General features: G+C 61.0%; 29 protein-coding genes. 14 read left to right on the top strand and 15 right to left on the bottom strand.

Annotation, left to right across the window (positions count from 1 at the left end):
- The first annotated feature begins 50 nt into the window (after nt 1-50).
- Both BLW22_RS30285 and BLW22_RS30280 read left to right on the top strand, forming a co-directional pair.
- Complete coding sequence (locus tag BLW22_RS30285; protein WP_065926836.1) at nt 51-593, top strand: gamma carbonic anhydrase family protein; 543 nt, start codon at nt 51-53, stop codon at nt 591-593.
- Nucleotides 590-1,249: an HAD family hydrolase gene (locus BLW22_RS30280; protein ID WP_065926835.1), complete on the top strand. Its 660-nt coding sequence runs from the start codon at nt 590-592 to the stop codon at nt 1,247-1,249. The genes BLW22_RS30285 and BLW22_RS30280 overlap by 4 nt, the downstream gene beginning before the upstream one ends.
- Nucleotides 1,250-1,309: 60 nt before the next feature.
- On the opposite strand, the gene BLW22_RS30275 is transcribed toward BLW22_RS30280, so the two are convergent.
- Nucleotides 1,310-2,353 carry an aminopeptidase gene (locus BLW22_RS30275; protein WP_074848096.1) on the bottom strand — a complete coding sequence of 348 codons (1,044 nt, stop codon included), beginning with the start codon at nt 2,351-2,353 and terminating at the stop codon, nt 1,310-1,312.
- A 110-nt stretch (nt 2,354-2,463) separates the two neighbouring features.
- Here BLW22_RS30275 and BLW22_RS30270 point away from each other — a divergent pair, with 110 nt between their 5' ends.
- A complete protein-coding gene (locus BLW22_RS30270; protein ID WP_065926833.1) occupies nt 2,464-2,886 on the top strand; it encodes a PA0061/PA0062 family lipoprotein in 423 nt (140 codons plus the stop codon).
- On the opposite strand, the gene BLW22_RS30265 is transcribed toward BLW22_RS30270, so the two are convergent.
- Entirely contained in the window at nt 2,887-3,126 is a 240-nt protein-coding gene (locus BLW22_RS30265) for a DUF1161 domain-containing protein (protein ID WP_017734725.1), read from the bottom strand.
- Nucleotides 3,127-3,333: 207 nt separating this feature from the next.
- Here BLW22_RS30265 and BLW22_RS30260 point away from each other — a divergent pair, with 207 nt between their 5' ends.
- Nucleotides 3,334-4,482 (top strand): integrase core domain-containing protein, encoded by a 1,149-nt coding sequence (locus tag BLW22_RS30260; protein WP_065924691.1) that lies wholly within the window; start codon nt 3,334-3,336, stop codon nt 4,480-4,482.
- 70 nt (nt 4,483-4,552) lie between these two features.
- Here BLW22_RS30260 and BLW22_RS30255 read toward each other — a convergent pair whose 3' ends face one another.
- Nucleotides 4,553-4,984, bottom strand: coding sequence for an OsmC family protein (locus tag BLW22_RS30255; protein ID WP_065926832.1), 432 nt, complete (start codon nt 4,982-4,984; stop codon nt 4,553-4,555).
- 215 nt (nt 4,985-5,199) lie between these two features.
- On the opposite strand from BLW22_RS30255, the gene BLW22_RS30250 reads away from it, so the two are divergent.
- Nucleotides 5,200-6,201 (top strand): LLM class flavin-dependent oxidoreductase, encoded by a 1,002-nt coding sequence (locus BLW22_RS30250; RefSeq protein WP_021491416.1) that lies wholly within the window; start codon nt 5,200-5,202, stop codon nt 6,199-6,201.
- A 60-nt stretch (nt 6,202-6,261) separates the two neighbouring features.
- On the opposite strand, the gene BLW22_RS30245 is transcribed toward BLW22_RS30250, so the two are convergent.
- Together BLW22_RS30245 and BLW22_RS30240 are read right to left on the bottom strand one after the other, a co-directional pair.
- Nucleotides 6,262-6,486, bottom strand: coding sequence for a DUF1161 domain-containing protein (locus tag BLW22_RS30245; RefSeq protein WP_005783407.1), 225 nt, complete (start codon nt 6,484-6,486; stop codon nt 6,262-6,264).
- Nucleotides 6,487-6,601: 115 nt separating this feature from the next.
- On the bottom strand, nt 6,602-6,817 hold the full coding sequence (locus BLW22_RS30240; RefSeq protein WP_027608132.1) for a dodecin: 216 nt from the start codon (nt 6,815-6,817) through the stop codon (nt 6,602-6,604).
- A 156-nt stretch (nt 6,818-6,973) separates the two neighbouring features.
- On the opposite strand from BLW22_RS30240, the gene BLW22_RS30235 reads away from it, so the two are divergent.
- Nucleotides 6,974-7,300 (top strand): ElaB/YgaM/YqjD family protein, encoded by a 327-nt coding sequence (locus BLW22_RS30235; protein WP_003170746.1) that lies wholly within the window; start codon nt 6,974-6,976, stop codon nt 7,298-7,300.
- 8 nt (nt 7,301-7,308) lie between these two features.
- Here BLW22_RS30235 and BLW22_RS30230 read toward each other — a convergent pair whose 3' ends face one another.
- Complete coding sequence (locus BLW22_RS30230; protein ID WP_065926831.1) at nt 7,309-8,205, bottom strand: LysR family transcriptional regulator; 897 nt, start codon at nt 8,203-8,205, stop codon at nt 7,309-7,311.
- A 111-nt stretch (nt 8,206-8,316) separates the two neighbouring features.
- On the opposite strand from BLW22_RS30230, the gene trpB reads away from it, so the two are divergent.
- The 4 genes from trpB (at nt 8,317) to BLW22_RS30210 (ending at nt 12,744) form a co-directional block, all read left to right on the top strand.
- Nucleotides 8,317-9,543 (top strand): tryptophan synthase subunit beta, encoded by a 1,227-nt coding sequence (trpB, locus tag BLW22_RS30225; RefSeq protein ID WP_027608134.1) that lies wholly within the window; start codon nt 8,317-8,319, stop codon nt 9,541-9,543.
- Nucleotides 9,544-10,353, top strand: coding sequence for a tryptophan synthase subunit alpha (trpA, locus tag BLW22_RS30220; protein WP_065926830.1), 810 nt, complete (start codon nt 9,544-9,546; stop codon nt 10,351-10,353).
- A 135-nt stretch (nt 10,354-10,488) separates the two neighbouring features.
- Nucleotides 10,489-10,929, top strand: coding sequence for an anti-virulence regulator CigR family protein (locus tag BLW22_RS30215; RefSeq protein WP_027608136.1), 441 nt, complete (start codon nt 10,489-10,491; stop codon nt 10,927-10,929).
- A gap of 162 nt (nt 10,930-11,091) precedes the next feature.
- The gene (locus tag BLW22_RS30210) at nt 11,092-12,744 is read left to right on the top strand and encodes an FAD-binding oxidoreductase (protein WP_074848093.1); all 1,653 of its coding nucleotides are present in this window, start codon (nt 11,092-11,094) and stop codon (nt 12,742-12,744) included.
- Nucleotides 12,745-12,780: 36 nt separating this feature from the next.
- Here BLW22_RS30210 and BLW22_RS30205 read toward each other — a convergent pair whose 3' ends face one another.
- The 6 genes from BLW22_RS30205 to BLW22_RS30180 all read right to left on the bottom strand — a co-directional run bounded on the left by BLW22_RS30205 (nt 12,781) and on the right by BLW22_RS30180 (nt 18,476).
- Nucleotides 12,781-14,091: an MFS transporter gene (locus BLW22_RS30205; RefSeq protein ID WP_027608138.1), complete on the bottom strand. Its 1,311-nt coding sequence runs from the start codon at nt 14,089-14,091 to the stop codon at nt 12,781-12,783.
- 115 nt (nt 14,092-14,206) lie between these two features.
- Nucleotides 14,207-15,355 carry a galactonate dehydratase gene (dgoD, locus tag BLW22_RS30200; RefSeq protein ID WP_003170741.1) on the bottom strand — a complete coding sequence of 383 codons (1,149 nt, stop codon included), beginning with the start codon at nt 15,353-15,355 and terminating at the stop codon, nt 14,207-14,209.
- Between the two features lie 47 nt (nt 15,356-15,402).
- Entirely contained in the window at nt 15,403-16,023 is a 621-nt protein-coding gene (locus BLW22_RS30195; RefSeq protein ID WP_053127387.1) for a 2-dehydro-3-deoxy-6-phosphogalactonate aldolase, read from the bottom strand.
- Between the two features lies 1 nt (nt 16,024).
- Nucleotides 16,025-16,990: a 2-dehydro-3-deoxygalactonokinase gene (locus BLW22_RS30190; protein WP_065926828.1), complete on the bottom strand. Its 966-nt coding sequence runs from the start codon at nt 16,988-16,990 to the stop codon at nt 16,025-16,027.
- A 177-nt stretch (nt 16,991-17,167) separates the two neighbouring features.
- Nucleotides 17,168-17,494, bottom strand: a complete 327-nt coding sequence (locus BLW22_RS30185) for a DOPA 4,5-dioxygenase family protein (RefSeq protein WP_027608141.1) — start codon at nt 17,492-17,494, stop codon at nt 17,168-17,170.
- Nucleotides 17,495-17,525: 31 nt separating this feature from the next.
- Nucleotides 17,526-18,476 carry a choline sulfate utilization transcriptional regulator gene (locus BLW22_RS30180; protein WP_074848091.1) on the bottom strand — a complete coding sequence of 317 codons (951 nt, stop codon included), beginning with the start codon at nt 18,474-18,476 and terminating at the stop codon, nt 17,526-17,528.
- 103 nt (nt 18,477-18,579) lie between these two features.
- Here BLW22_RS30180 and betC point away from each other — a divergent pair, with 103 nt between their 5' ends.
- The 3 genes from betC to BLW22_RS30165 all read left to right on the top strand — a co-directional run bounded on the left by betC (nt 18,580) and on the right by BLW22_RS30165 (nt 22,752).
- The gene (gene betC, locus BLW22_RS30175; protein WP_074848089.1) at nt 18,580-20,094 is read left to right on the top strand and encodes a choline-sulfatase; all 1,515 of its coding nucleotides are present in this window, start codon (nt 18,580-18,582) and stop codon (nt 20,092-20,094) included.
- A 16-nt stretch (nt 20,095-20,110) separates the two neighbouring features.
- Nucleotides 20,111-21,025, top strand: a complete 915-nt coding sequence (choX, locus tag BLW22_RS30170; protein WP_065926825.1) for a choline ABC transporter substrate-binding protein — start codon at nt 20,111-20,113, stop codon at nt 21,023-21,025.
- Between the two features lie 158 nt (nt 21,026-21,183).
- Nucleotides 21,184-22,752 (top strand): SulP family inorganic anion transporter, encoded by a 1,569-nt coding sequence (locus tag BLW22_RS30165; protein ID WP_074848087.1) that lies wholly within the window; start codon nt 21,184-21,186, stop codon nt 22,750-22,752.
- On the opposite strand, the gene aroE is transcribed toward BLW22_RS30165, so the two are convergent.
- Together aroE and hemF are read right to left on the bottom strand one after the other, a co-directional pair.
- Nucleotides 22,753-23,574, bottom strand: a complete 822-nt coding sequence (gene aroE, locus BLW22_RS30160; RefSeq protein WP_065946452.1) for a shikimate dehydrogenase — start codon at nt 23,572-23,574, stop codon at nt 22,753-22,755.
- Nucleotides 23,574-24,506: an oxygen-dependent coproporphyrinogen oxidase gene (gene hemF / locus BLW22_RS30155; protein WP_065926822.1), complete on the bottom strand. Its 933-nt coding sequence runs from the start codon at nt 24,504-24,506 to the stop codon at nt 23,574-23,576. The genes aroE and hemF overlap by 1 nt, the downstream gene beginning before the upstream one ends.
- Before the next feature lie 188 nt (nt 24,507-24,694).
- On the opposite strand from hemF, the gene BLW22_RS30150 reads away from it, so the two are divergent.
- On the top strand, nt 24,695-25,672 hold the full coding sequence (locus BLW22_RS30150) for a quinone oxidoreductase family protein (RefSeq protein WP_074848085.1): 978 nt from the start codon (nt 24,695-24,697) through the stop codon (nt 25,670-25,672).
- Between the two features lie 58 nt (nt 25,673-25,730).
- Here the strand turns inward: BLW22_RS30150 and BLW22_RS30145 are convergent, their stop codons facing one another.
- Complete coding sequence (locus tag BLW22_RS30145; protein WP_027608149.1) at nt 25,731-26,288, bottom strand: L-threonylcarbamoyladenylate synthase type 1 TsaC; 558 nt, start codon at nt 26,286-26,288, stop codon at nt 25,731-25,733.
- Nucleotides 26,289-26,338: the final 50 nt, after the last annotated feature.

Here is a 26,338-nt window from a genome sequence, read left to right as displayed (position 1 = left end):
ATTACAATCAACGCCCACCGCAGCTATCAGCACATAAGAGAGAGGCTATCGTGACCCTTCGCACCTATCAGAACCACACGCCAACCCTGGGCGCCGGGGCTTTTGTCGATATTTCGGCGGTGGTGATCGGCGATGTCGAAATCGGCACCGACAGCTCGGTCTGGCCGCTGACCGTGATTCGCGGCGACATGCACCGCATCCGTATCGGCGCGCGCACCAGCGTGCAGGACGGCTGCGTGCTGCACATTACCCATGCCGGACCGTTCAATCCTGGCGGTTTCCCGCTGCTGATCGGCGATGACGTGACCATCGCCCACAAGGTCATGCTGCATGGCTGCACGGTGGGCAACCGGATTTTGATCGGCATGGGCAGCATCGTGATGGACGGCGCCGTGGTGGAAGACGACGTCATCATCGGCGCCGGCAGCCTGGTGCCACCGGGCAAGAAACTCGACAGTGGTTTTTTGTATGTGGGCAGCCCGGTTAAACAAATCCGCCCGCTGACTGACAAGGAACGCGCCTTTTTCACCTACAGCGCCGCCAACTACGTGAAGCTCAAAGACCTGCACCTGGCTGAAGGATTCGACCAATGACCCTCCCTTACCAAACCGTCCTGTTCGACCTGGATGGCACCCTCACCGACCCACGCGAGGGCATCACCCGCTCGATCCAGTACGCCCTTGGCAAACTGGGCATCGACGAACCCGACCTGACCCAACTCGAACACTTCATCGGCCCGCCGTTGCTGCAAGCCTTCATGCAGTTCTACGACTTCGATGAGGCCAAGGCCTGGGAGGCGGTGAATTTCTACCGCGAGCGCTTCAAGGTCACCGGGCTGTATGAAAACCGCGTATTCGAGGGCGTGATGCCGCTGCTCGAAGACCTGGACAAACAGGGCCGCCAGTTGTACGTCGCCACATCCAAGCCCTGGGTGTTTGCCCGCGAGATCGCGCGGCATTTCGATTTTGCCAGGCACTTCAAGGTGATCTACGGCAGTGAACTGGACGGGACACGCACCAACAAGGTTGAGTTGATTGCGCATGTGCTCCGCGAAGAAGGCCTGGATCCGGCCACTACCTTGATGATCGGTGATCGTAAGCACGACCTGATCGGGGCGCGCAGCAATGGCGTGGATTCGGCGGCCGTCGGTTATGGGTTTGGCAGTTTCGAAGAGTTGAACGCCGAAGCGCCGACCTGGCATTTCGAGACGTTGGCGCAGATGCATCAGGCGTTTTTGATGCGGCCCTGAGGCCGCCATCGGGGGCAAGCCTCCTCCCACATTGGGAGCGGCTTGCCCGCCGATGAGGCTCTACCGATCAGTACCTTCCAACCGCCTCAACGCAGCCTTGCGCTGCCCCACCGGCAACTCGCCCATCTTCTCCACTGCGGCGTAAAACTTGCGCCAATCCCCGCCTTCCTGCCTGAACAACGCCGCAAACGCCGGCACCCACCGGTCATACAGCCCGAACGGCAACAACCGCGCATTGTTCATCGGCAGGTTCATCCAGGCGTCATAACGCTTGTCCCCGCCCCATTGGCTATCGCGCATCTGCCGGTACTCACGGCGCAACGCCTCGAATTCGGCCGCCTTGGCCTGGCGCATCGCCTCGACGGACAGCAGTTGCACGTAGAGTTTTTCCAGGCGCTTACGGGTATCGAGGATCAGTTGGGTAAATTGGTCCCGCTGCTGCCGCGTCGAGCTGCCAAGCGGCGCCAGGCCCTGAGCCGCGCGCCACTGGCGGGTGCCTTCCTGCTCGACGAAGCTGGCAAACGACTCGTTGAATTCGGTGTCATCCTTCACGTAGAACCGCTGGTGCGCCAGCTCATGGAAAATCAGCGTGGCCAGGCGTTCGTCGCCCCAGTTCATCATCGAATTCATGATCGGGTCGTTGAACCAACCCAGGGTGGAATAGGCTTCGACGCCACCTATCGATACGTCCATGCCTTGCTGGCGCAACAACGCCGCCTCACCCCGTGCCGCGCCCTGGCTGTAATAGCCGCGATAGGCCACGCAACCGGCAATGGGGAAGCAATGGGTTTGAGGCGCCAGGGAAAATTCCTGCGTGGCGAAGACATTCCAGACCACATAAGGTCGGCCGATATCGGCATACAGCCGGTAACTTTGGTTGTCAGGCAGATTCAGGTGTTCGCTGGCGAAGGTTCGAGCTTTCTGTGCTTGAGCCAGATGATCACGCAGCCCCTGCGGCCGCGACGGATCGGCGATGACCTCGGCAACCGGCTCCCGGGCTCGCAACAGCTGCCACTGACCACCTGCCAATTGGCTGTAGTAACTGACGCTGGAGCAGCCACTGAGCAGCACGACTATCAACCCTGGAAGAAAACGCCTGACCATGCCCCGACCGCTCCTGGGTGATGTGTTCGCCAGACTATCGCGCCTGAAGGGGATTTTTCCACGGCGTGGCGTGTTTATACTCAAAGCTCTCCTTGCGTTGAGTACCTGCCATGCGCCAGCTCCTGCTTCCCGTCGTCGCCCTGTTGCTCAGCGCCTGCGCTTCGACCCCCCTGCCGCCGGTCGATCCGCATCAGGCCTGGGTCGATTTCGCTACGCCAACGCCGGGAGCCAAGCTGGTGATGGCGCAGCGCCTGGATGGTAAGAACCTGCCGGACGGACGCTACTTCCAGGTTTCACCGGGCAGTCACGAGTTGATGGTGCGCTTTGATTTCGAGGTGCCGACCGGCGGCAGCCTCAATGGCTTTGGGCAAACGGCCGACCGCACCTGTTTCATCACTCTGCAGTACGACCATTTCGAGGCTGGCCAACGCTATCGCCTGGAAGGGCGCTCATTGGCCTTCACGCCGAATATCCGGCTGTATAACGCCGCTCGCCAATTGCTGGCGGAAGAACGCAGCGTCAACTGTCTCTGATCAATCGTTGTTCTTCTGATAGATGATGGCTTTGGTACCGTTCTCACAGCTGCCGACGACCATGGCGACGTCGTGCTTGTCAGCCTCTTCCTTGCTGACAATTTCCAAGGTGTAGGACGGAACTGCGTTCGCCTGGATCTTGACCTCAATCTCTTTCCTGAGCTCTTCGCAGTCTTTTGGTGCGGCCACAGCCGATGTGGCCAACACACCGCAAATGATCGCCAAAGCAAAACGTTTCATGTGTGAAGCTCCCTGAATGCATGCGCACGGGTGTGCGCCTAAGGCTGCATAGGCTATAGGACCACATTCGGGAAACACGAGTTCTGATTTAACGCAGAACAAAATGTGGGAGGGGGCTGGCCCCGGTACAAACCGGGGACATCGTTTACATTTCTAACCGGGGACATGGTTTACAGGCTAATACGCATGATCAGGAGGTAACTGATCATGCCCTGGAACCAAGAGTCCCCCATGAATCAAAGAATCAAGCTGGTAGCTGATTGGCTTTCTGGCAACTTCACCAAAAGCCAGTTGGCACGCCGCTTTGACGTTAGCCGACCTACCGTCGATAAGTGGATTGCCCGGCACGACGGCGATTTGAGGTCTTTATCCGAACTGTCCCGGCGACCTCACAACAGCCCAAATAAAACCGACGACGAGATTTTGGCCCGTGTAGTCGCGATGAAGGAGGCTCACGATAAATGGGGGCCGAAAAAGCTTCTCGAGCTATTACGGCTGGAAGATCCCTCCGTCACCTGGCCCTCTCCAAGTACGGCCGGTCAATGGCTTGACCGACTTGGGCTCGTCAAAAAGCGGCGCTTCAAACGCCGACACAGCATTTCCCACGCACAAATGCGAAAGGCCGACGAACCTAACAAGACGTGGTGTGCTGACTACAAAGGGCAGTTCAAGATGCTTAATGCTCAGATGTGCTTCCCTTTGACCGTCACAGACCATGCGTCGCGGCTGATTTTAGCGTGCAGGGCCCATCCCAAGATCATGACCCAGCCTGTAAAACAGGCCTTTGAGAGGCTTTTTCAGGAGTACGGCATGCCGGAAGTTATCCGTTCGGACAACGGGGTACCGTTCGCCTCTCCTGGCCTGGCAAGAATATCCACACTGGCAGTTTGGTGGATTCGGCTGGGTATTTATCCCGAGCGAACCATGCCGGGAAGACCCGCCCAGAATGGTCGCCATGAACGAATGCACCGTAGCTTGAAACTTGAGTTGCCCTTAGGGAAAAACTTAGTCGAGCAGCAGCTTTTGCTGGAGCATTTCAGGCATGAGTTTAATTACGTACGCCCTCACGAAGCGCTCGGCATGAAACGTCCGGGAGACTTGTATGTGCCGTCCACCCGAATTTATCCAGGATGCTTGCCCGATGTGGAATATCCGGCAGAAATGAAAGTTCGAAGCGTCAGGCAGGACGGATCGATCAAGTGGAACGGCAAGTTGGTATTTATCAGCGAGGCGCTGTCCGGGGAAAGGATAGGGCTCAAAGAAGCTGAAGATGAAGCTTGGGATTTGTACCTGTGTGATTATCCCTTGGGGAGGCTTGGACGAGGTATGACCCGCGTCCAGGCCTCAAATGTGTAAACGATGTCCCCGGTTTCAGATGTAAACGATGTCTACGGTTCTACACCCCTCCCACACTGGACCTGCAGTGTCAGTTGACCAGCGTGGCATCCAGGCTGATCTTCGCATTCAGCACCTTGGACACCGGGCACCCTTCCTTGGCCTTCTTGCTCAATTCATCGAACTGCGCCTGGCTGGCACCTGGAATCTTGGCCTTGAGCACCAAGTGCACGGCGGTGATCGCGAAGCCGCCATCGACCTGGTCCAAGGTCACTTCGGCCTGGGTGTCGATGCTGTCAGCCTTGAGCCCGGCGTCGCCGAGAATCATGGAAAAAGCCATGGAGAAACAGCCGGCGTGGGCCGCGCCAATCAGTTCTTCAGGATTGGTACCCTTGCCGCCTTCGAAACGGGCCTTAAAGCCGTAGGGCGCTTCGCGCAGCACGCCGGTTTCGGTGGAAATGGAGCCCAGGCCAGTCTTCAGATCACCTTCCCAATGCGCGGATGCCTTTTTAACGATACTCATAGCTTTCTCCTCGAACGGTGGTTTTGCGTCGGTAAGGTTCTGAGGATAGACGCGCCGGCAAAGTTCAGTTGTAAGAGAAACCTAGCAATTAAGTAGGAAATTTCATTGCTGCTATTGAATCTCGGGTATATGCCCTCATTGCATAGGGCATGCACATGAAGCGGCAGGTTTTGGTTCGTCTAAGAAGCCTGCGCCCCCATTGGAGAAGCAGGCTTATGAAATCGCTGTCCGACGTAAAGTTCTCGACCCTCGACCTGGTGCCGGTGCGCGCCAACGGCAGCCCGGCGCAGTCGTTGCGCAATTCCCTGGATTTGGCCCAGCATGTGGAAAAGTTCGGCTACAACCGTTTCTGGGTGGCGGAACACCACAATATGGATGGCATCGCCAGCTCGGCCACCTCGGTATTGCTGGGTTACCTGGCCGGCGGTACCTCGACGATTCGCGTCGGCTCCGGCGGCGTGATGCTGCCCAACCATGCACCGCTGGTGATCGCCGAGCAGTTCGGCACCCTGGAAAGCCTCTACCCCGGACGTATCGACCTGGGCCTGGGTCGCGCACCCGGCTCCGACCAGATGACCGCTCGCGCCCTGCGCCGTGAACGCTCCGGCAGCGCGGATGACTTCCCGGAAGACGTGGCCGAGCTGATGGCCTACCTCGGCCCACGCACACCGGACCAACGGGTGATTGCGGTGCCCGGCACCGGCACCAACGTACCGGTATGGCTGCTGGGTTCCAGCCTGTTCAGCGCGCAACTGGCGGGCGAACGCGGTTTGCCCTACGCCTTCGCCTCCCATTTCGCACCGCGTTTGATGCACGAGGCGATTCGCGTGTACCGCAACCACTTCAAGCCCTCGGCCGTGCTGGACAAGCCTTACGTGATGCTCGGCATTCCATTGGTTGCCGCCGACACCGATGAGCAGGCCGACTACCTGGCCACCTCGGTGTACCAGCGCATCCTTGCCTTGATGCGCGGGCAAAGCCTGGTGCAGCGCCCACCGGTGAAAACCATGGACGGCCTGTGGCTGCCCCATGAAAAAGACGCCGTCGGCAGTTTCCTCGGACTGGCAATGGTGGGCAGCCCGGCGAAGATCCGTGCCAAGCTGGAAGTACTGATCGAACAGACCGGCGCCGACGAATTGATCTTCACCTGCGACCTGTACGAGCACGCCGATCGGATTCATTCCTACGAGCTGCTGGCGCAGTTGATGAAGGGCTAAACCCCCAGGCGAAAAAAAACCGACGCACCTGTGCGTCGGTTTCAAGCCTGCCACACGGGATTAACCGCGCTTGTAGACGATTTCCTTGGTACCACCCTCACAGGTGCCAACCACTTTAGCGTCGGTCGAGGCGCCTTTATCCACGACTTCCAGCGAATAACCCGAAGCGCCCTTGGCGTCGATTTTCGCTGCAATTTCACTTTTCAGCTCTTCACAAGGCTTGCCCGCCGCCAGGGCTGTGCCCGCAATGCTCAACAAACCTACCGCTAACAGGAACTTCTTCATCCGTCACTTTCCTTGCGCTGATTGAAACGAGCGTGCCGACGCTGCAGGCATCGGCACCCATTGTTTGTAGCGCAGGTTATGGCAATCGGCCAGCCGGCAAGTTCAACCGACGCGATCAACTACTGGCAATTCGAAACCCCACCTTGAGCGTGACCTGATAGTGGGCGACCTTGCCGTCCTTGATATGACCACGGGTCTCCGTCACCTCAAACCACTCCAAGTGCTTGATGCTCTTGTTGGCTTCGGCCAGGGCATTGTTGATTGCGTCTTCGATGCTGGTGGTGGATGAACCTACCAATTCGACTTTCTTGTAGGTGTGATGATCAGACATGGTGTTTCTCCTGAGGGTCGTCAATAAAGCCTAGCAGTCATTGTTCATACTGCTTCTGGCGACCGTTCCTACCCGAAAGTTCAGATTTACTGCACTTTCTGAAAACGCTGGAGTCGGTATCTACACACGCCACTCAATCACTTCAGGAGAATTCACATGGCCAACACTTCTTTACGCAAAGCGTCGCTGGAAAGCATGGAAGCCGAGATTTCGAGCCTGCTCAAGTCCCTTGAGAGCCTCAAGGACGATGCGTCGGATGAGTCGCGCAAAACCCTGAAGGCCCTGAAAAGCAATGCCGAGAATGCCCTCAAGCATTCCCGTCACCTGATCAGCGATGCCTACGAAGAAAGCAAAGTCAAAATCCGCGAAACCGGTGTTGCCACCCGGGACTACGCACAAGAGCACCCATGGACCACCGCCGGCGTCGCCGTTGGCGCACTGGGCCTGCTGGCGGCTTACCTGCTGTGCAAACGCGGTGACTGATTGACCGGCTACACCGGCTGGCGCGCCAGCTCAGCCTTGAGCCAGTGCGCCAATTGACCCGCGCGCCCGTCTGCGGCGCGCTTGGGTAGCCACAAAGCCAGGTGCGCCGGGGTTTCACTGAAACCCCACGGCGCCACAAGGCGACCCGCACGCAGGTCCTCTGCTACCAGCGGTTCTGGCGCAATCGCCACACCCAACCCTGCAACCGCCGCCTCCAGCAAATAATACAAATGCTCAAAACCCTGGCCGTGTTTCAACGCGCCGGGCTCGATGCCGTGCTGTTGCGCCCAACTGGGCCAGGCTTGCGGACGGGACGTGGTGTGCAATAAAGCTTCGCCACACAAGGCGTGCGGCGGCGCCTGGCGCAGGCGCTGGTAGCCGGCAAAACGCGGGCTCATCACCGGGCCGATACGCTCGCTCGCCAGTTCATATACCTGCATATCCGCCGGCCACGGCGGTTCGGCGAAGACCAGCAGGGCATCGAGACCGGGGCGTCGGGGGTCAAGGTCGCCGTCGCCCGCCGACAGGTGCAGGCGCAGGTCCGGCAGATCGGCATTCAAGCGTCCCAGGCGCGGGATCAACCAACGCGCCAGCAGACTGCCTGAGCAGCCGAGCACGAAAGGCGCGTCGGCGCTGGCCTGGGTGAGTTCGGCGCACACGTCCCGCAAGCGCTCGAACGCCTCCGCGCTGGCATCTCGCAACCGCACACCTGCATCTGTGAGTTTAAGGCCGCGCCCGTCCTTGATGAACAGGCTGACACCTAAATGCTCCTCCAGCACTTTCAACTGGCGGCTGACCGCACCGTGGGTCACGTGCAATTGCTCGGCAGCCTGGCTGACGCTGTTGAGGCGGGCAGTGGCTTCAAATGCGCGCAGGGCATTGAGGGGCGGGAGGTCGCGGCTCATCTGTGAGTTTTCCTGACAGGTTGCAGCGATCTTATCGGTTTTCAGCGCCGGATGTGAGGGGTAGAGTGGCCGTCATTGCTTCCCATACAGAATTTCTACCTGGAGCGTCCCATGACTCAGTCCCAGACCGATCTGCGCAACGGCCCTGATGCCAACGGCCTGTTTGGCGCGTTTGGCGGCCGCTACGTCGCCGAAACCCTGATGCCGTTGATCCTCGACCTGGCCCGCGAATACGAAGCGGCCAAGATCGATCCGGCGTTCAACGAAGAGTTGGCCTACTTCCAGCGCGACTACGTCGGCCGCCCCAGCCCGCTGTATTTCGCCGAGCGCCTGACCGAGTTCTGCGGCGGCGCCAAGATCTACCTCAAGCGCGAAGAGCTGAACCACACCGGCGCGCACAAGATCAACAACTGCATCGGCCAGATCCTGCTGGCGCGGCGCATGGGCAAGAAACGCATCATCGCCGAGACCGGCGCCGGTATGCACGGTGTGGCGACCGCCACCGTGGCCGCGCGTTTCGGCCTGCAGTGCGTGATCTACATGGGCACCACCGACATCGAGCGCCAACAGGCCAACGTGTTCCGCATGAAGCTTTTGGGCGCTGAAGTGATCCCGGTGGTCGCCGGCACCGGCACCCTCAAGGACGCCATGAACGAAGCCCTGCGCGACTGGGTGACCAACGTCGACGACACCTTCTACCTGATCGGCACCGTGGCCGGCCCGCACCCGTACCCGGCGATGGTGCGCGACTTCCAGGCCGTGATCGGCAAGGAAACCCGCACCCAGCTGCAAGCCCAGGAAGGCCGCCTGCCGGACAGCCTGGTGGCATGCATCGGCGGTGGCTCCAACGCCATGGGCCTGTTCCACCCATTCCTGGACGACACCAGCGTCGAGATCATCGGCGTTGAAGCCGCCGGCCACGGCATCGAGACCGGCAAGCACGCCGCCAGCCTCAACGGTGGCGTACCGGGCGTGCTGCACGGCAACCGTACCTTCCTGCTGCAGGACGACGACGGCCAGATCATCGACGCCCACTCGATTTCCGCCGGCCTCGACTACCCCGGCATCGGCCCGGAACACGCCTGGTTGCACGATATCGGCCGCGTCCAGTACACCTCGGTGACCGACGATGAAGCCTTGGACGCGTTCCACAAATGCTGCCGCCTGGAAGGGATCATTCCTGCCCTGGAAAGCGCCCATGCCCTGGCCGAAGTGTTCAAGCGCGCACCGACCCTGCCGAAGGATCACCTGATGGTGGTCAACCTGTCCGGCCGTGGCGATAAAGACATGCAGACCGTGATGCACCACATGGAACAGTCTCAGCAGGAGAAACACTAAATGAGCCGCCTGCAAACCCGCTTTGCGCAACTCAAGGAACAAAACCGCGCCGCCCTGGTGACCTTCGTCACGGCCGGTGACCCGGGTTATGACACCTCGCTGGCGATCCTCAAGGGCTTGCCCGCTGCGGGCGCCGATGTGATCGAGTTGGGCATGCCCTTCACCGACCCGATGGCCGACGGCCCGGCCATCCAACTGGCCAACATCCGCGCACTGGAAGCCAAGCAGAACCTGCTGAAAACCCTGCAGATGGTGCGAGAGTTCCGCAAGGACAACAACGACACCCCGCTGGTGTTGATGGGCTACTTCAACCCGATCCACAAATACGGCGTGCCTAAGTTCATCGCTGACGCCAAAGAGGCCGGCGTCGACGGCCTGATCGTGGTCGACATGCCGCCCGAGCATAACGGCGAGCTGTGCGACCCGGCCCAGGCCGCAGGTATCGACTTTATTCGCCTGACCACGCCGACCACCGATGACGTGCGCCTGCCGACCGTGCTCAACGGCAGTTCCGGGTTCGTGTACTACGTATCCGTGGCCGGTGTGACAGGCGCCGGCGCCGCGACCCTGGAACACGTCGAGGAAGCCGTGACCCGCCTGCGTCGGCATACCGACCTGCCGATCAGCATCGGTTTTGGTATCCGCACACCGGAACAGGCGGCCGCCATCGCGCGCCTGGCCGATGGCGTGGTGGTGGGCTCGGCCCTGATCGATCACATCGCCAATGCCAGTAACGATCAACAAGCAATCGATGGCGTATTGAGCCTGTGCGCGGCGCTGTCGGAAGGTGTGCGCAACGCCCGTAAGTAAGCGCCATGTAGCGAGAGGTAAAGTTCCTGATACAGAGGAATCAACGCGCGCAATCACGGCCTAAACAGCAAGACCAAGGGATTTCGAACCGCGTTCGAGATCCCTTTTTTGTTTGTGTGCCCTGAGGAATACCCGATGAAAATGCCTAAATCCGTGATTGCAGGCCTTGGTGTGCTGGTGCTTGGCGCCAGCGCCCTGGTGCAAGCCGCGCCGCCTGACCAGCGGGGTGACGACCGTGGCGGCCCGCAGGGCCAGCACGAGCAACGTGGCGACGACCATCGCGGCCCGCAGGACAACCGTCGCGGAGGCCCGCCCCAGGACTTCGGCCCGGTACGCCAGATCATTCACGATAACCACGGCCAGTTCTCCCGTGGCGCACCGCCGCCGCCGAATGTGCGCCTGGTGCGCGGCCAACCCCTGCCGCGCGGCTACTACGGCGAGCGCCTGGACAACCGTGCGCTGGCGCGCCTGCCGGTTTACCCGGGTTATGAGTGGCGCCGTTCGGGGCCGGATGTGGTGTTGATCGCGGTGGGTACCGGTATCGTCTATGAAATTCTGGACGGCGTGCTGAACTGATCCGGGCTTTTTCCATATAGGCTAGGCTTGAGGGGGAACACACCCCCTCAACACACTTCGTGCCTATTGCCGTCTAACCACCTCTGCAAGTCACGCCTTCTTGCGTTGCCGGTCGTTAAGTTAGCTGCATCAGAAGTCATTATCGTCTCCCAGGAGTCCATCATGGCATTTGATCTCATCACCCCCTCGGACCGTCGTCATTCCACGTTGCAAAAGGGTTTCAACCTGCGCTGGCCATTGGGCAACGTCCAGGGCGAGTCTTCACCCAACGGCGCCAGCCAGATCTACCTCTGCCACACCCCACAAGACATCATCGACGCAGCCGCCCAGGCCCTGGCTGTGCCCAATGGCCGTATCACGGTGCGCAGCGGCGGGCATTGCTATGAAGGATTTGTCTCTAACAAGATGCCGGATGTGCCAGGCGAGGTGTTGTCGATCCTGGACATCGGCCAGATCAACCAATTGGCCTACGACCCCAACGGCCTGATCAGCTCAGTGCTGGTACCCGCTTCGCCCCATCGCTATGCATTCCGCCTGGAGCCCGGCTGCCAGAACTGGGACACCAGCGTCGCGCTGTACAAATTGGCAGGCAAGGCGCTGCCCAGTGGATCCTGCTATTCGGTGGGACTGGGCGGGCATATCTGCGGCGGCGGCTATGGGTTGTTGTCGCGTAAATACGGGCTGGTCTGCGACTGGCTGGACGGCGTCGACTTGCTGGGCGCCAATGGACCCGGCCCGGGTCTTGAACCTGTCCATGTCTCCCGTAACAGCCTCGACACTGATGAGCTGGACCTGTTCGCCGCCTGTTGCGGCGCCGGTGGTGGGCAGTTCGGCATCATCACCAGTTACTATTTCAAGACGCTGCCGCCAGCCCCGGACGAAGTGCTTTGGCTGCCATTGGAATGGGACTGGTCAGACCTCACACGCGCCGCCCTCGAACGTTTGCTGCACGCCTATCAAAACTGGTTCGTGGACCATCAGGCCGACCCGGCAACCTGGGGCCTGGCCACCAAACTGGAAATGCGTCATCTGAACACTGGCAACGTGACCCTGGGCATCCACTACGTCGACAAGGACGGGAAGCTCGATGACCTGGCGCCTTTCGACGACTTTGTCAGCAGCATGCAGACCGCGGTGGGTGTCGGTGCGACGGAGTCGCTCCTGCCGTTCCACGTCGCGCATCAGCCACGTGGCGGGCAAAAGGGCCGCTGGGTCGACTCCCTGCAGAGTGCCCATGAGGCCGCCAGGCGCTTGGACTGGCTGTACGCCACCCAATCGCTCAACGGTTCCGGTGACAATCAGCGCGGGCGGTATAAATCGGCGTATCAGAAAGGCGGGTTTACACAGCGCGTGCTGGACGCGATCTGGACGACGCTGACCTTGCCGGACCCTGAGCAATACCTGACCCAGAGCCTGATCCAGATCCAGTCGTTCGGCGGGCGCATCAACCAGATGGACGGCCCGATCCTGGCGCAGACGTCAGCCGCGCAACGCTCCTCGTACCTCAAATGGCAACCGCAGTGTTACTGGCACGCCGACGATGACGCCATCGACCGCGCCCATGCCGACTGGATCCGCGGCCTCTATTACGCTGCATTCACCAACGGTGTTCCCAATGACCCGGAGTTCGAGGGCTGCTACATCAACTACCCCGACCTGGACATGACCCACCTCGGTGGCAATCCCGCGAACCCCAGGAACCCTCTGTGGTATGGAATTTTCTTCCCCAACACGATCATCGAGAACCGCCTGCGCCGAACCAAGCAACGCTGGGATCCATTGAATGTGTTCCGTAACGAAATGTCGGTGCCCTGAGCCCGGCCAACGGGCGGCCCGCAGGCCGCCCACTGCTTACAGCTCGATCCGCTCGACCTTGCCCACCAGCAGCACATAGGAGAGTGCGCCCAACAGCGCCAGCACGGCGATGTAGGTGATCGCCGGCGCAAACGAATCGCCACTGGCCAGGAAACCGATGACGATCGGCGTGGCAATCGCCGCCAGGTTGCCGATGAAGTTGAACACCCCGCCGGTCAGTCCCAGCAGACGTGCCGGGGCAAGCGTCGAGACCAGCGACCAGGTGATCGAGGCCAGGCCATTACCGAAGAACGCCAGGGCCAGGAAGGCGATGACCAACGGTGTCGATTCGACGAAGTTGGCGCCAATGATCGCCGTAGAGATCAACAGGCCGCTGATGATCGGCAACTTGCGGGCAAACCCCACCGAGGCGCCACGGCGGATCAGCCAGTCGGAAAACAACCCCGAACACAGCACGCCGACGAAAGCCGCGAGGAAGGGCAGTGACGCGAGCATGCCGGACTTGATGAAGTCCATGCCGCGGTATTTCACCAGGTAGGTCGGGAACCAGGTCAGGAAGAACCACAACGTGGAGTTCAGGCAGAACTGCCCCAGGTAGATACCCCACAACTTGCGCTTGCTCAGGACGATGCCCAGGTCGACCCAGCTGAAGGGCGCCTTGCTCTTGCTCGCTTGTGCGCTCAAGTCCACCAGCCCGCCACCTTCGCGGATCAATTCGATTTCAGCGGCGTTGACGCCTTTGAAATCACGGGGCTCGCGATACAGGGCATACCAGATTGCCGCCCACAGAATGCCCACGCCACCGGTCACGACAAATACCATGTGCCAGCCGTAATGGTGCTGCAACCAGGCCAGGACCGGCGTCAGGAACGCCAGCCCGACAAACTGCCCGGAGGTGTAGAAGCCAATGGCCGTGGCGCGCTCACGCTCGGGGAACCAGCTGGTGACCACGCGACTGTTGATGGGGTAAGCCGGTGCTTCCAGGGCACCCACCGCCATGCGCAGCACAAACAGCGCAATGAAGCTGGCGGCAAAACCGAGCATCACGGTGGCGATAGACCACAGCAACAGGGCGGCGGTGTAGAGGATACGCGGCGGCACCCGGTCCACCAGCCAGCCGCCGGGGATCTGCATGGCGGCGTACGTCCAGCCGAACGCGGAGAAAATCAGCCCGACATGTACCGGGTCGATACCCAGTTCGCTGGTCAGCGCCGGGGCGGCAATCGACAGGTTGCTGCGGTCGAGGTAGTTGATCACGACGGTGATAAACAGCAGCACCATGATGAAGTAGCGCTTTCGGGTAGGCGTGACTAAAGAAGCCTGCCCGCTCAAGGATTCAGGTTGCATGGTAGGTGCCTCTTCTTATATTTGTTGAGGAAGGGACTTCTGCAGAAACCGGATCAACATGTGGGAGGGGGCAAGCCCTCTCCCACATGTTTGACCGCGTTCTTTCAGGCAGACATCACCACTCGGCAAAGCTGCCGTCGGCGTGGCGCCAGATCGGGTTGCGCCAGCGATGGCCGATGGCTGCGCGTTCGATCACGTATTCCTCGTTGATCTCGATCCCCAGGCCCGGCCCGTTGGGGATTTTCACAAAGCCCTGGTCATAGTCGAACACGCCCGGGTCGCGCACGTAGTCGAGCAGGTCGTTGCTCTCGTTGTAGTGAATGCCCAGGCTTTGCTCCTGGATAAACGCGTTGTAGCAAACCGCATCCAGTTGCAGGCACGCCGCCAAGGCAATCGGGCCCAGCGGGCAGTGCAGGGCCAGGGCCACGTCGTAGGCTTCGGCCATGTTGGCGATCTTGCGGGTTTCGGTGATACCGCCCGCGTGGGAAGCGTCCGGCTGGATGATGTCGACGTAGCCTTCGCTGAGCACGCGCTTGAAGTCCCAGCGCGAGAACAGACGCTCACCCAGGGCAATCGGGGTGCTGGTCAGCGGCGCCAGTTCCTTGAGGGCTTCGTAGTTTTCGCTGAGCACCGGCTCTTCGATAAACATCAGTTTGTACGGGTCCAGTTCTTTCATCAGCACCTTGGCCATGGGCTTGTGCACACGGCCATGGAAGTCGACGCCGATGCCGACGTTAGGGCCGACCGCATCGCGCACGGCCGCGACGTTGGCCAGGGCCAGGTCGACTTTTTCGAAGCTGTCGACAAACTGCAACTCTTCGGTGCCGTTCATTTTCACCGCAGTAAAGCCACGGGCCACGGCCTCTTTGGCGGCGCGGGCGGTGTCGGCCGGGCGGTCGCCACCGATCCAGGAGTACACGCGGATCTTGTCGCGTACCTGGCCACCCAACAGGTCGCTGACCGATACGCCCAGGGCCTTGCCCTTGATGTCCCAAAGCGCCTGGTCGATGCCGGCGAGGGCGCTCATGTGCACGGCGCCGCCACGGTAGAAGCCGCCGCGGTAGAGCACGGTCCAGATATCTTCGATATTGCGTGGGTCCTTGCCGATCAGGTAATCGGACAGTTCCTCGACCGCCGCAGCCACGGTGTGAGCGCGGCCTTCGACTACGGGCTCACCCCAGCCGGTCACGCCCTGGTCGGTCTCGACCTTGAGGAAGCACCAGCGCGGCGGGACGATAAAGGTCGTCAGTTTGGTGATTTTCATCTGTTATCTCTCTTATAGATGCAGCGCCAGGGGCGCGGAACTTGATCTCAGCTCAGGGCTTTCCAGGCGGCGACATAAGCCTGGGCGCGGCTCGCTACCTGATCCACTGTCATACCCGGTTTGAACAACCCGGAACCCAGCCCGAACCCCTTGGCGCCGGCGTCGATAAACACCTGCATGTTGTCCGGGGTAATGCCGCCCACCGGCAGCAGCAACGTGCCTGCCGGCAATACCGCCAGCCACGCCTTGATCACAGAAGGGCCCATTTGCTCGGCCGGGAACAGCTTCAAGACGTCGGCGCCTTCGTCCAGCGCGGCGAACGCTTCGGTGGGCGTGGCCACCCCCGGCGACAGGTACAGGCCAGCGGCCTTGGCGGCGCGCAGGACCTTGGCATCGCTGTGGGGCATTACGATCACTTGGCCACCAGCGGCCTTCACCTGCTCGACCTGCGCAGGCGTCAACACCGTACCGGCGCCGATCAGGCAATCGGCGGGCAGGCTGTCGCGCAGGGTGCGGATGCTGGTGTAAGGGTCCGGCGAGTTGAGCGGGACTTCGATCACGCGAAAACCGGCGTCGTACAGCACCTGGCCGACCGCCTGGGCTTCGTCCGGGCGCACACCGCGCAGGATCGCGATCAAACCGTTTTGTGCCAGTGCTTGCTTGAGCATGTCAGGCCTCCGTTGCAGGTTGAGTGAGCCCGGCGGCCACTGCCAGTTGCCACAGGCCGCGCTCGGTCGCTTCCTGCGCCAGGCTGACGTGGGCGAAACCGCAGAGGGCGAGGGCGCGTTGGTAGCGCACGCAAAGCGGGCCAGCGCCCACCAGGATGATGGGGATGTGCCGTGCACTGGCTGGCAAGCCGGCCAGTTCATGGCCGATCAGCAGGCCGGACAGGTAATCGGGCTGCTGCTCAGGGGTGAGTTCGGCGGTCAGGCCCAGGGTGCGCGCACTGAACAAGGTCGACAGCACGCCGCGCTGGCCATCGTTCGACAGCGCCACTTGAACGCCGCGGTCAAAAGCCTCGGCCTGAAACTGCGCGGATACCTTTTGCGTACGCCCCAGCAGGCTGTGCTTGCTCAGCACCGCGAACAGTTCACCGGTCATGAAGGTATCGAAGTGGGTGATGCAACCTTCCACCACCTCGACCCATTTGGAATGGCTGCCGGGCAGGCCGATCAACATTTCACCGTTGGCCGACAGGCTTTGCAGCACACCCAGCACCTGGGTTTCTTCACCGCGCATCACATTGGGCAAACCGACCTGCTCGATCACGCCGGGCACGATACGCACATCGACGCCGCGCAGGCTGCGCACCGTGTGCAACGCCTGGCCCAGGCTGGCGACGTCGACCGGCGTATTGCGATATGCCGCCTCGCTCCAGCCCTGGGCGCTGCCGACCATGCCGCAGGCGATCACTGGAAGATGGGGTTGGGCGTCGAGCCAGTCGCCGCATGCCGCATCGAACGCCAACTCGAAGCCATCGCTGCAGTGCACACCGCCGATGTCCCGGGGCTCACTGGGCAAATGCATGATGCCCGACGCCAGCGAGCGCTGTTCCAGCACGACGCCTGCGGGCCCGAGTTTATAAGCACGAAGGGAGCTGGTCCCCCAATCGAGCGCGATCAATTGCGCCTGCATCGCTTCACCTGAAATGAGTGGGTGCTGAAAAAAGCAGATGGGCGAATATAAACCTATGGCCGGCAATATCTCAATATATAAATAACAGTCCCATATATTGAGACAAGACAAGATAAATCCTACAACTTCCTCGCCTTTTACTGCGGGAAGGGGCGGTTTTTATCTGATAAGGGGAGGTTAAAAAACCGACAGGTCCAGCTCGCGCATCGCACCCATCCAGATCGCGTGATCGGTGTGATCCTTCAGCTCATCGCCGGTTTCGGGGTGCAGGAACACCACCAGCCCATTGCGATGCAGCGCCAGCCACGGCAGCACCACGCCAATGTACTCGGCATCGAACGCCAGCTGGCAGCTCCAGTCCGGGTGCGGGCCTACGGGCCGTTCATGCACACGGCCCATGCGCAGCGGGAACAGTTTCGCGCCGTCTTCACATAGGGTGCGCGCCTGGTCGATGGTGCTGGCGTCAAAGTAGATATGGGCATGGTAGCCCTTGATACGTTGCATGACGGACTCCGGATCCAATGTGCGGCAAATCCTAGACCGCAATCGATGGCAGGGCCAGTCCGGTCAGGGACTGCGCGCTGCTGGCCTGTTCTGCCTGCAACCAGTCGACGAAACGTTCGACCAACTGCCCACGCCGCTTGCGCTGGGGCTGCACCACGTAATAGCCAAAGCGCGAAATCACCGTGTTGCCGATCGGTCGGCACAACCAGTTCTGTTCCAGCAGGTTATCCACCAAATGGCGCCAGCCGATCGCCACCCCTTGGCCGGCAATCGCTGCCTGGATCAATAAGGTGTAGTTGTCGAATCGCAGCTGGCCGGGCGTGGGTGCGGCGGTGATACCCAGCTCGCGGAATACACCACTCCAGTCGAACCACTGGCTGTTGTTTTCCTGGCGCAGGTGCAGCAACGGGTAGTCGGGCAAGGTGTGCACAGTCAAAGGCCTGGCCTGCTCCTTGAGCCATTGCGGGCTGCACACCGGGAACACTTCCTCGTTGAACAGCCAAAGGCTGTCGCCCTGCTTGAAGCGGCCATCGCCAAACAGCACTGCCACATCGATGTCACTGCGCAGTGTCGCGTGGTTGCGCTCGCTGGTCACCAGGCTCACGTCCACCTGCGGGTTGGCGGCGTGGAAGCGATGCAGGCGCGGCATCAGCCAATAGGCGGCGAACGCAAAGTCTGTGGCCACTTGCAGCACTTCGTGCTGGTCCAGCTGGGTAATCACACTGAGGCCCTGGTTGATGTTCTGCAAACCGCCTTGCACATGCTCGAACAGCAGGGCGCCGGCGTCGGTCAGTTCGATGCCCCGATAGATGCGGTCAAACAGGCGGATCGTCAGTTGTTCTTCAAGGCGCTTCATCTGCTGGCTGATCGCCGGCTGAGTGGTACCCAGCTCCATCGCAGCGGCGGTAAAGCTGCGATGGCGCGCGGCCGCCTCGAATGCGCGTAGCAGGTCGAGGGACAGGTCTCCAAGGGCTTCATACATAAGCTGCGCTTATCCTAGACATTGCTCGTCATGGGCTTTACCCCATTTTCCATGGGCTGCATGCTCATTCGCATAAACACTGCCTATGGAATGCCGAAGACCCATGAAGCGCAAGAACATTCTTTTCATCATGGCCGATCAAATGGCCGCGCCGATGCTGCCGTTCTACGGACCTTCCTCCATCAAGCTGCCGAATTTGAGCCGCCTCGCCGCACAGGGCGTGGTGTTCGACGCGGCCTATTGCAACAGCCCACTGTGTGCCCCCTCACGCTTCACCCTGGTCAGCGGCCAATTGCCGAGCAAGATCGGCGCCTACGACAACGCGGCGGATTTTCCCGCCGATGTGCCGACCTATGCCCACTACCTGCGGCGCCTCGGTTATCGCACCGCGCTGTCGGGCAAGATGCACTTCTGCGGTCCCGACCAACTGCACGGCTATGAAGAACGCCTGACCAGCGACATCTACCCCGCCGACTATGGCTGGGCGGTGAACTGGGATGAGCCGGACGTACGCCCCACCTGGTACCACAACATGTCCTCGGTGCTGCAAGCCGGCCCGTGCGTGCGTACCAACCAGCTGGATTTCGACGAAGAGGTGGTGTTCAAGGCCCAGCAGTACCTGTTCGACCACATCCGCGAAGACGGTGACCAGCCGTTCTGCTTGACCGTGTCGATGACCCATCCCCACGACCCGTACACCATTCCCAAGCCGTTCTGGGACCTGTACGACGACAACGACATCCCTTTGCCTGCAACGCCGAACCAGGAAGATCTCGACCCGCATTCCCAGCGTCTGCTCAAGGTCTATGACCTGTGGGACAAGCCGCTGCCTGTGGATAAAATTCGCGACGCCCGCCGCGCCTACTTCGGCGCGTGCAGCTACATCGACAGCAATGTCGGCAAGCTGCTGCAGACCCTGGAAGACACCGGCCTGGCCGACGACACCATCATCATTTTCTCCGGCGACCACGGCGACATGCTCGGTGAACGCGGCCTCTGGTACAAAATGCACTGGTTTGAAATGGCCGCCCGCGTGCCGCTGCTGGTCAGTGCGCCGGGGCAATTTGCGCCGGGCCGCGTAACCCAGGCAGTGTCCACCGCCGACCTGCTGCCGACCCTGGTGGAACTGGCCGGCGGCGAGCTGGACCCGCGCCTGCCCCTGGACGGCCGCTCGCTGGTCCCGCACTTGCAGGGGCAGGGCGGGCATGACGAAGTCTTTGGCGAATACATGGCCGAAGGCACCATCAGCCCATTGATGATGATTCGCCGTGGCGCCTACAAATTCATCTACAGCGAAGACGACCCTTGTCTACTGTTCGATGTGCACAACGACCCGCACGAGCGGGAAGACCTCAGCCAGTCACCGGAACACCGGCCACTGTTCGAGGCGTTTTTGAATGAGGCGCGGGCCAAGTGGGACATCCCGGCGATCCACCAGCAGGTGCTCGCCAGCCAACGCCGTCGTCGCCTGGTGTTCGAGGCGCTGACCCAAGGCAAGCTGAAGAGCTGGGATCACCAGCCACTGGTGGACGCCAGTCAGCAATACATGCGCAACCATATCGACCTCGACGACCTGGAGCGCAAGGCACGTTATCCACAACCCTGCCAAAACCAATAAATACAGAGGGAAGGCCATGCAAAAGTTAACTGCAGTAGTGGGCATGTTGGTGCTAAGTAGTGCCAATGCGTATGCGGACACCCGCTGTGAGACCGTGAAGATGGCCGATCCAGGCTGGAGCGACATTGCCGCCACCAACGCCATTACCGGTTTCCTGCTGAACGGCATGGGCTACAAGGCCAAGGTCGACACCCTGGCGGTGCCGATCACCTTCGGCGGGCTCAAGGACGGCCAGGTGGATGTGTTCCTGGGTAACTGGATGCCGGCGCAGCAGGGCTTCTACGACAAGTTCGTGGCCAACGGCGATGTGGTGCAGTTGGCGAAGAACCTCGACGGCACCGAGTTCACTCTCGCCGTGCCGGATTATGTGTGGGATGCCGGGGTGCATGACTTTGCCGACTTGAACAAATTCGCCGACAAGTTCGACAAGAAGATCTACGGCATCGGCTCGGGCGCGCCGGCAAATATCTCGCTGCAGGAGATCATCAAGAAGAATGACTTCGACCTTGGCCAGTGGAAGCTGATCGAGTCCAGCGAGCAGGCAATGCTGGCGGAAGTGTCACGGGCGGTGAAGAAGCAGAAATTCGTCACCTTCCTCGGCTGGACACCGCACCCGATGAACGTGCAACTGAAAATGCACTATCTCAAAGGCGGCGAGAAATACTTCGGTGACACCGGCAGTGTGTATACCTTGACCCGCAAAGGGTATGCGCAGGCCTGCCCTAACGTTGGCAAACTGTTGACCAACCTGAGTTTCACCCAGGAGATGGAGAACAGCATCATGGCTGAGGTGGCCAACAACAAGGTCAGCAATGCCGACGCGGCGAAGGCGTGGATCAAGGCGAACCCGGCTGTATTGGACAAATGGCTCGACGGTGTGAAAACCGTGGATGGCAAGGACGCGTTGCCGGCAGTAAAGGCCAAACTCTAGGGCCTTGCGCTATTCCAATGTGGGAGGGGGCTTGCTCCGATAGCGGAGTGCCAGTCAGAGAGATTTAGACGGGTCCACCTATATCGGGAGCAAGCCCCCTCCCGCAAGGACCAGCGTGTACTGATACCCTGAGTCAAACCTTTTCAGCCGAGTTATAAATGCCCCGGCCCAACCGCCATACACTCTTCCCCTTCCTCCGCTGGCTCCCGCGTCAAACCCGCGCCAGCGTCGGCCGGGACGCGCTGGTCGGCCTCAGCGGTGCCGTGCTCGCGCTGCCCCAGTCGATTGCCTACGCGCTGATCGCCGGTCTCCCACCGGAGTACGGTCTGTATGCCGCCATCATCCCGGTGCTGATCGCCTGCCTGTGGGGTTCATCCTGGCACCTGATCTGTGGCCCCACGGCAGCGATTTCCATCGTGCTGTACGCCAGCGTCAGCCCGTTGGCCGTGCCGGGGTCTCAGGACTACATCACCCTGATCCTGTTGCTGACATTCCTCGCCGGGGTATTCCAGTGGCTGCTGGGCATGCTGCGTTTTGGCGCGCTGGTGAACTTCGTCTCGCATTCGGTGGTGCTGGGTTTCACCCTCGGTGCCGCCGTGGTGATCGCCCTCGGGCAGCTGCCCAATCTGCTTGGCCTGGATTTACCGAGCCAGGCCACAGCGATCAATAGCCTGCTGGCGCTGATCGACCACGCTGGCGAGTGGGACCACGCCTCCCTCGCCCTTGGACTCGGTACTTTGCTGGTGGGCGCGTTGCTCAAATACCTTGTGCCTCGCTGGCCAACGCTACTGATCGCACTGACCCTGGGTAGCCTGGCAACGTGGCTATGGCCGGCGATGTTCGGGCATGTGGCGCTCGTCAGTTCGTTTATCGGCAAGCTGCCACCGTTCAGCCCGCTGCCGCTGGATCCGGACATGATCCTGCGCCTGCTGCCCAGCGCCGTTGCGGTGGGCATGCTGGGGCTGGTGACCAGCCTGTCGATTGCCCGTTCGCTGTCGGCCCGTTCGCAACAATTGCTCGATGCCAACCAGGAAGTTCGCGCCCAGGGTTTATCCAATATCGTTGGCGGATTTTTCTCCGGGTATCTGTCGGCAGGGTCGTTCACCCGCTCCGGCCTCAGCTATGAGTCGGGCGCCTGTTCGCCGTTGGCCGGGGTGTTTTCCGCAGTATGGGTGGCATTGTTTGCGCTGTTTGGCGCCGTATTGATCGCACATATTCCGATCCCGAGCATGGCCGCCAGCATCTTGCTGATTTCCTGGGGCCTGGTGGATCGTCGGGGTATTCGTGCGTTGTTCCGCGTGAGCCGCGCAGAGTTCGTAGTGATGAGCCTGACCTGTGTCGCCACCTTGTTGCTGGAGTTGCAAACGGCGATTTATGCGGGGGTGTTGGCGTCGTTGTTTTTCTACCTTAAGCGCACGTCGCAGCCACGGGTACAGCAATGGCGTGATGGGGAAGAGGATGTGTTGCGCGTCGGTGGGTCGATCTTCTTTGGCGCCAGCCATTACCTGCAAGTACGCCTGCAAAGCTTGCAGGGTGAACGGGTGGTGATCGAGGCGCAGCAGATCAACTTTATCGACTATTCCGGGGTGGAGATGCTGCACCAGGAGGCGCGTCGTTTAAGCGGGCTGGGCCGTAGCCTGACATTGCGCCGCGCCAGGCCGCAGGTGGTGGACGAGTTGAAAAAACTGGAGGGGGCCGATAAATGCCCCATCCAGTTTGAAGATTGATTACTGCGCCAACTGCCGGCGCAGTTCAGCCAACACCGGCGCCGAATCCGGACGAACACCACGCCACAGAAAGAACGCTTCGGCCGCCTGCTCCACCAACATGCCCAGGCCATCCATCGCCACGGCTGCGCCTTGCTCACTGGCCCAACGGCAGAACGCAGTCGGTTCCTTGGCGTACATCATGTCGTAGCAAAACGTCTTGCCCGGTTCGATCAGGCTGCCGGCAATCGGCGGTACATCGCCTGACAGGCTGGCGGACGTGGCATTGATGATCACGTCCACCGGCTCACGCAGCCAGTCGAAACCACTGGCGGACACCGGGCCCAGGTCGTCGAACAGCTCGGCGAGCAATTCGGCTTTTTCCACGGTGCGGTTGGCGATGATCAACGAAGCGGGCCGTTCAGCCAGCAACGGCTCCAACGCGCCCCTTACCGCGCCACCCGCGCCCAGCAACAGGATGCGTCTGCCTTGCAGATTCAAGCCGGCGTTTACCGCCAGGTCACGCACCAGGCCGGCGCCGTCGGTGTTGTCGCCGAGCAACGTGCCGTCAGCGAGTTTGCTCAAGGTGTTCACCGCCCCGGCGCGCTGGGCGCGTTCGGTGAGGCTGTTGGCCAGGCGATAGGCGTCTTCCTTGAACGGCACGGTGACGTTGGCACCTCGGCCCTGTTGGAAAAACTCACGGGCACAGCCGGTGAAATCCTCCAGGGGCGCGAGCAAGGTGCTGTAGTCCAGTTGTTCGCCAGTCTGCTCGGCGAACATACGGTGAATCAGCGGCGACTTGCTGTGGCCGATGGGGTTGCCGAACACCACATAACGATCCATCAAACAGCCGCCTTAGGCGCGGCGATGCCCAGCCAATCGCGGTCTTGCAGGAAGTAGTCGGTTAGGCGTGCTTCTTCGCTGCCGGCCTCGGCTTTCCAGTCGTAGCTCCAGCGCACCTGGGGCGGCAGCGACATCAGGATCGACTCGGTACGCCCGCCCGATTGCAGGCCGAACAGGGTGCCACGGTCGTAGACCAGGTTGAATTCAACGTAGCGGCCGCGACGGAATTCCTGAAACTGGCGTTGCTGTTCGGTATACGCGCTGGCTTTGCGACGTTGCACGATCGGCAGGTAGGCGTCGATGTAGGCGTCGCCGATGGCGCGGATGAAGGCGAAGCAGGTGTCGAAGTCCCACTCGTTCAAGTCGTCGAAGAACAGGCCGCCGATACCACGGGGCTCGTTGCGGTGCTTGATGTGGAAGTAGGTATCGCACCAGGCCTTGTAGCGCGAGTAAACGTCCGGGCCAAACGGCGCGCAGGCCTGCTCGGCCACGCGATGCCAGTGAATGCAGTCTTCTTCGTTGCCGTAGTAGGGCGTGAGGTCGAAGCCGCCACCGAACCACCACACCGGCTCTTCGCCTTCTTTTTCGGCGATGAAAAAACGCACGTTGGCGTGGGACGTCGGCACGTGTGGGTTGTGCGGATGAATCACCAGCGACACGCCCAGGGCTTCAAACCCGCGACCGGCCAGCTCGGGGCGATGCGCACTGGCTGACGGTGGGAGGCCGCTGCCGAACACGTGGGAAAAGTTAACGCCGCCCTTTTCGATGACCGAGCCGTTCTCGATCACACGGGTGCGACCGCCGCCGCCGGCAGGCCGGGTCCAGGCGTCTTCGATAAAGCGAGTGTCCGTCTCGAAGGTTTCCAGGGCGCTGCAAATGCGGTCTTGCAGGTCGAGCAGGTAGGCTTTGACAGCCTCGGTGCGAGTAGTCATGACATCACCTTGAATCGGGCAAAGCTACGCGAAGCCACAGGGCGTCGGCGGCAAATGGGCGCACAGGATACCACTGCGCTTAGATAGCACTGCACATAGCACTGCACTTAGGAGCGCCACAGTTGACGAAGATCAAGCTTAGGAGTCCGATAGGGGGCTACGCGAATTCGACCTCAGGAGAAGTGCAGATGGCCAAACGTATCCAGTTCAGCGCCCATGGCGGCCCCGACGTACTTGAATATGTGGACTACACACCGGCAGAGCCGGGCCCGCAGCAGGTTCGAGTGCGTAACGAGGCGATTGGCCTGAATTTCATCGATACCTATTTCCGCAGTGGCCTTTACGCGCCGCCGGCCCTGCCATCGGGGCTGGGCGCAGAAGGCGCCGGGGTGGTTGATGCGGTGGGCAGCGAAGTCACGCAATTTAAAGTCGGCGACCGCGTGGCCTACGGCAGCGGCCCACTCGGGGCCTACAGCGAATTGCACGTGCTGCCTGCCGCCAACCTGGTACACCTGCCGGACGACATCAGCTTCGAACAAGCCGCCGGCGCCATGCTCAAGGGCCTGACCGTGCAATACCTGCTGCGCCAGACCTATGAGCTCAAAGGTGGCGAGACCATCCTGTTCCACGCCGCCGCCGGTGGCGTGGGCTCCCTGGCCTGCCAATGGGCCAAGGCACTGGGCGTGAAGCTGATCGGTACCGTGAGCTCGCCAGAAAAAGCCGCCCTGGCCAAATCTCTCGGCGCGTGGGAAACCATCGACTACAGCAAGGAAAATGTCGCACAGCGCGTGCTGGAATTGACCGACGGCAAAAAGGTGCCTGTGGTCTACGACGGCGTCGGCAAAGACACCTGGCTGACCTCATTGGACAGCGTGGCGCCACGTGGCCTGGTGGTGAGCTTTGGCAACGCGTCGGGCGCGGTGGATGGGGTGAACCTGGGGATACTCGCGGCCAAAGGCTCGCTGCACGTGACACGGCCGACCCTGGCGACCTACGCCAACAATCCGGCGAACTTGCAGGTGATGGCGGATGATCTGTTTTCGATGATCAAGAGCGGCAAGGTGCGCATTGATATCAACCAGCGGTATTCGCTGGCGGACGCGGCGAAGGCACAGACGGAGTTGTCGGGGCGGCGTACCACTGGGTCGACCATTCTGTTGCCTTGAGGGCCTCTTCGGGGGCGGTGCAACGATTCCACTTGCCCCCGATAGGCGCGACGCGGTCTCAGGAAGGCCGCACCACCTCACCCGTTGCCAAATCGCGAATCAGGCTCGGGTTCTTGCGCCCACCCAGGGCACCACCCAGAACCAGATCCACCTGCCCGCGAAAGTACTGCTCCACACGAATCCGCGTGCGCGCCGCCGGGCGGCCCTGGGGGTTGGCTGAGGTGGAAATCAACGGTCCCACCAGCGCGCACAAGTCCCGTACCAGCGGATGATCGCTCACCCGTAGCGCCACCGTGTCGTGCACACCGGTGACCCATTCCGGCAACAAATCCTGATGCGGCACCAGCCACGTATTCGGTCCGGGCCAGGTGCTGGCCATGCGTTCGATCCAGGTATCCGGGAAGTCTTCGAACAGAAAGTCGAATTGGCGAATATTGTCTGCCACCAGGATCAGGCCCTTGTCCACCGAACGGTTCTTGATCGCCAGCAGCCGATCCACCGCCTCTTCGTTCCATGGATCGCAACCCAGGCCCCAGACCGCTTCGGTTGGATAGGCAATCACCGCACCTGCGCGAATTTCTCGTGCGGCTTCCAGCACACGCCACCTGTTGACCATTGTTTACTCTCCGGACTAAAGCTCTGGGCAGTTTACCGATCTTCTTTACA

The sequence above is a fragment of the Pseudomonas marginalis genome (genome assembly GCF_900105325.1).
In the GTDB taxonomy this organism is placed as follows: Bacteria; Pseudomonadota; Gammaproteobacteria; order Pseudomonadales; family Pseudomonadaceae; genus Aquipseudomonas; species Aquipseudomonas marginalis.
This window is presented reverse-complemented; position numbering and strand designations above follow the sequence as displayed.

What these genes read in the sequence shown, in the direction of transcription:
- BLW22_RS30280 (WP_065926835.1), top strand. Translation starts at nt 590, where the DNA reads ATGACCCTCCCTTACCAAACCGTCCTGTTCGACCTGGATGGCACCCTC.
- BLW22_RS30275 (WP_074848096.1), bottom strand. Translation starts at nt 2,353, where the DNA reads ATGGTCAGGCGTTTTCTTCCAGGGTTGATAGTCGTGCTGCTCAGTGGC.
- BLW22_RS30270 (WP_065926833.1), top strand. Translation starts at nt 2,464, where the DNA reads ATGCGCCAGCTCCTGCTTCCCGTCGTCGCCCTGTTGCTCAGCGCCTGC.
- BLW22_RS30265 (WP_017734725.1), bottom strand. Translation starts at nt 3,126, where the DNA reads ATGAAACGTTTTGCTTTGGCGATCATTTGCGGTGTGTTGGCCACATCG.
- BLW22_RS30260 (WP_065924691.1), top strand. Translation starts at nt 3,334, where the DNA reads ATGCCCTGGAACCAAGAGTCCCCCATGAATCAAAGAATCAAGCTGGTA.
- BLW22_RS30255 (WP_065926832.1), bottom strand. Translation starts at nt 4,984, where the DNA reads ATGAGTATCGTTAAAAAGGCATCCGCGCATTGGGAAGGTGATCTGAAG.
- BLW22_RS30250 (WP_021491416.1), top strand. Translation starts at nt 5,200, where the DNA reads ATGAAATCGCTGTCCGACGTAAAGTTCTCGACCCTCGACCTGGTGCCG.
- BLW22_RS30245 (WP_005783407.1), bottom strand. Translation starts at nt 6,486, where the DNA reads ATGAAGAAGTTCCTGTTAGCGGTAGGTTTGTTGAGCATTGCGGGCACA.
- BLW22_RS30240 (WP_027608132.1), bottom strand. Translation starts at nt 6,817, where the DNA reads ATGTCTGATCATCACACCTACAAGAAAGTCGAATTGGTAGGTTCATCC.
- BLW22_RS30235 (WP_003170746.1), top strand. Translation starts at nt 6,974, where the DNA reads ATGGCCAACACTTCTTTACGCAAAGCGTCGCTGGAAAGCATGGAAGCC.
- BLW22_RS30230 (WP_065926831.1), bottom strand. Translation starts at nt 8,205, where the DNA reads ATGAGCCGCGACCTCCCGCCCCTCAATGCCCTGCGCGCATTTGAAGCC.
- trpB (WP_027608134.1), top strand. Translation starts at nt 8,317, where the DNA reads ATGACTCAGTCCCAGACCGATCTGCGCAACGGCCCTGATGCCAACGGC.
- trpA (WP_065926830.1), top strand. Translation starts at nt 9,544, where the DNA reads ATGAGCCGCCTGCAAACCCGCTTTGCGCAACTCAAGGAACAAAACCGC.
- BLW22_RS30215 (WP_027608136.1), top strand. Translation starts at nt 10,489, where the DNA reads ATGAAAATGCCTAAATCCGTGATTGCAGGCCTTGGTGTGCTGGTGCTT.
- BLW22_RS30210 (WP_074848093.1), top strand. Translation starts at nt 11,092, where the DNA reads ATGGCATTTGATCTCATCACCCCCTCGGACCGTCGTCATTCCACGTTG.
- BLW22_RS30205 (WP_027608138.1), bottom strand. Translation starts at nt 14,091, where the DNA reads ATGCAACCTGAATCCTTGAGCGGGCAGGCTTCTTTAGTCACGCCTACC.
- dgoD (WP_003170741.1), bottom strand. Translation starts at nt 15,355, where the DNA reads ATGAAAATCACCAAACTGACGACCTTTATCGTCCCGCCGCGCTGGTGC.
- BLW22_RS30195 (WP_053127387.1), bottom strand. Translation starts at nt 16,023, where the DNA reads ATGCTCAAGCAAGCACTGGCACAAAACGGTTTGATCGCGATCCTGCGC.
- BLW22_RS30190 (WP_065926828.1), bottom strand. Translation starts at nt 16,990, where the DNA reads ATGCAGGCGCAATTGATCGCGCTCGATTGGGGGACCAGCTCCCTTCGT.
- BLW22_RS30185 (WP_027608141.1), bottom strand. Translation starts at nt 17,494, where the DNA reads ATGCAACGTATCAAGGGCTACCATGCCCATATCTACTTTGACGCCAGC.
- BLW22_RS30180 (WP_074848091.1), bottom strand. Translation starts at nt 18,476, where the DNA reads ATGTATGAAGCCCTTGGAGACCTGTCCCTCGACCTGCTACGCGCATTC.
- betC (WP_074848089.1), top strand. Translation starts at nt 18,580, where the DNA reads ATGAAGCGCAAGAACATTCTTTTCATCATGGCCGATCAAATGGCCGCG.
- choX (WP_065926825.1), top strand. Translation starts at nt 20,111, where the DNA reads ATGCAAAAGTTAACTGCAGTAGTGGGCATGTTGGTGCTAAGTAGTGCC.
- BLW22_RS30165 (WP_074848087.1), top strand. Translation starts at nt 21,184, where the DNA reads ATGCCCCGGCCCAACCGCCATACACTCTTCCCCTTCCTCCGCTGGCTC.
- aroE (WP_065946452.1), bottom strand. Translation starts at nt 23,574, where the DNA reads ATGGATCGTTATGTGGTGTTCGGCAACCCCATCGGCCACAGCAAGTCG.
- hemF (WP_065926822.1), bottom strand. Translation starts at nt 24,506, where the DNA reads ATGACTACTCGCACCGAGGCTGTCAAAGCCTACCTGCTCGACCTGCAA.
- BLW22_RS30150 (WP_074848085.1), top strand. Translation starts at nt 24,695, where the DNA reads ATGGCCAAACGTATCCAGTTCAGCGCCCATGGCGGCCCCGACGTACTT.
- BLW22_RS30145 (WP_027608149.1), bottom strand. Translation starts at nt 26,288, where the DNA reads ATGGTCAACAGGTGGCGTGTGCTGGAAGCCGCACGAGAAATTCGCGCA.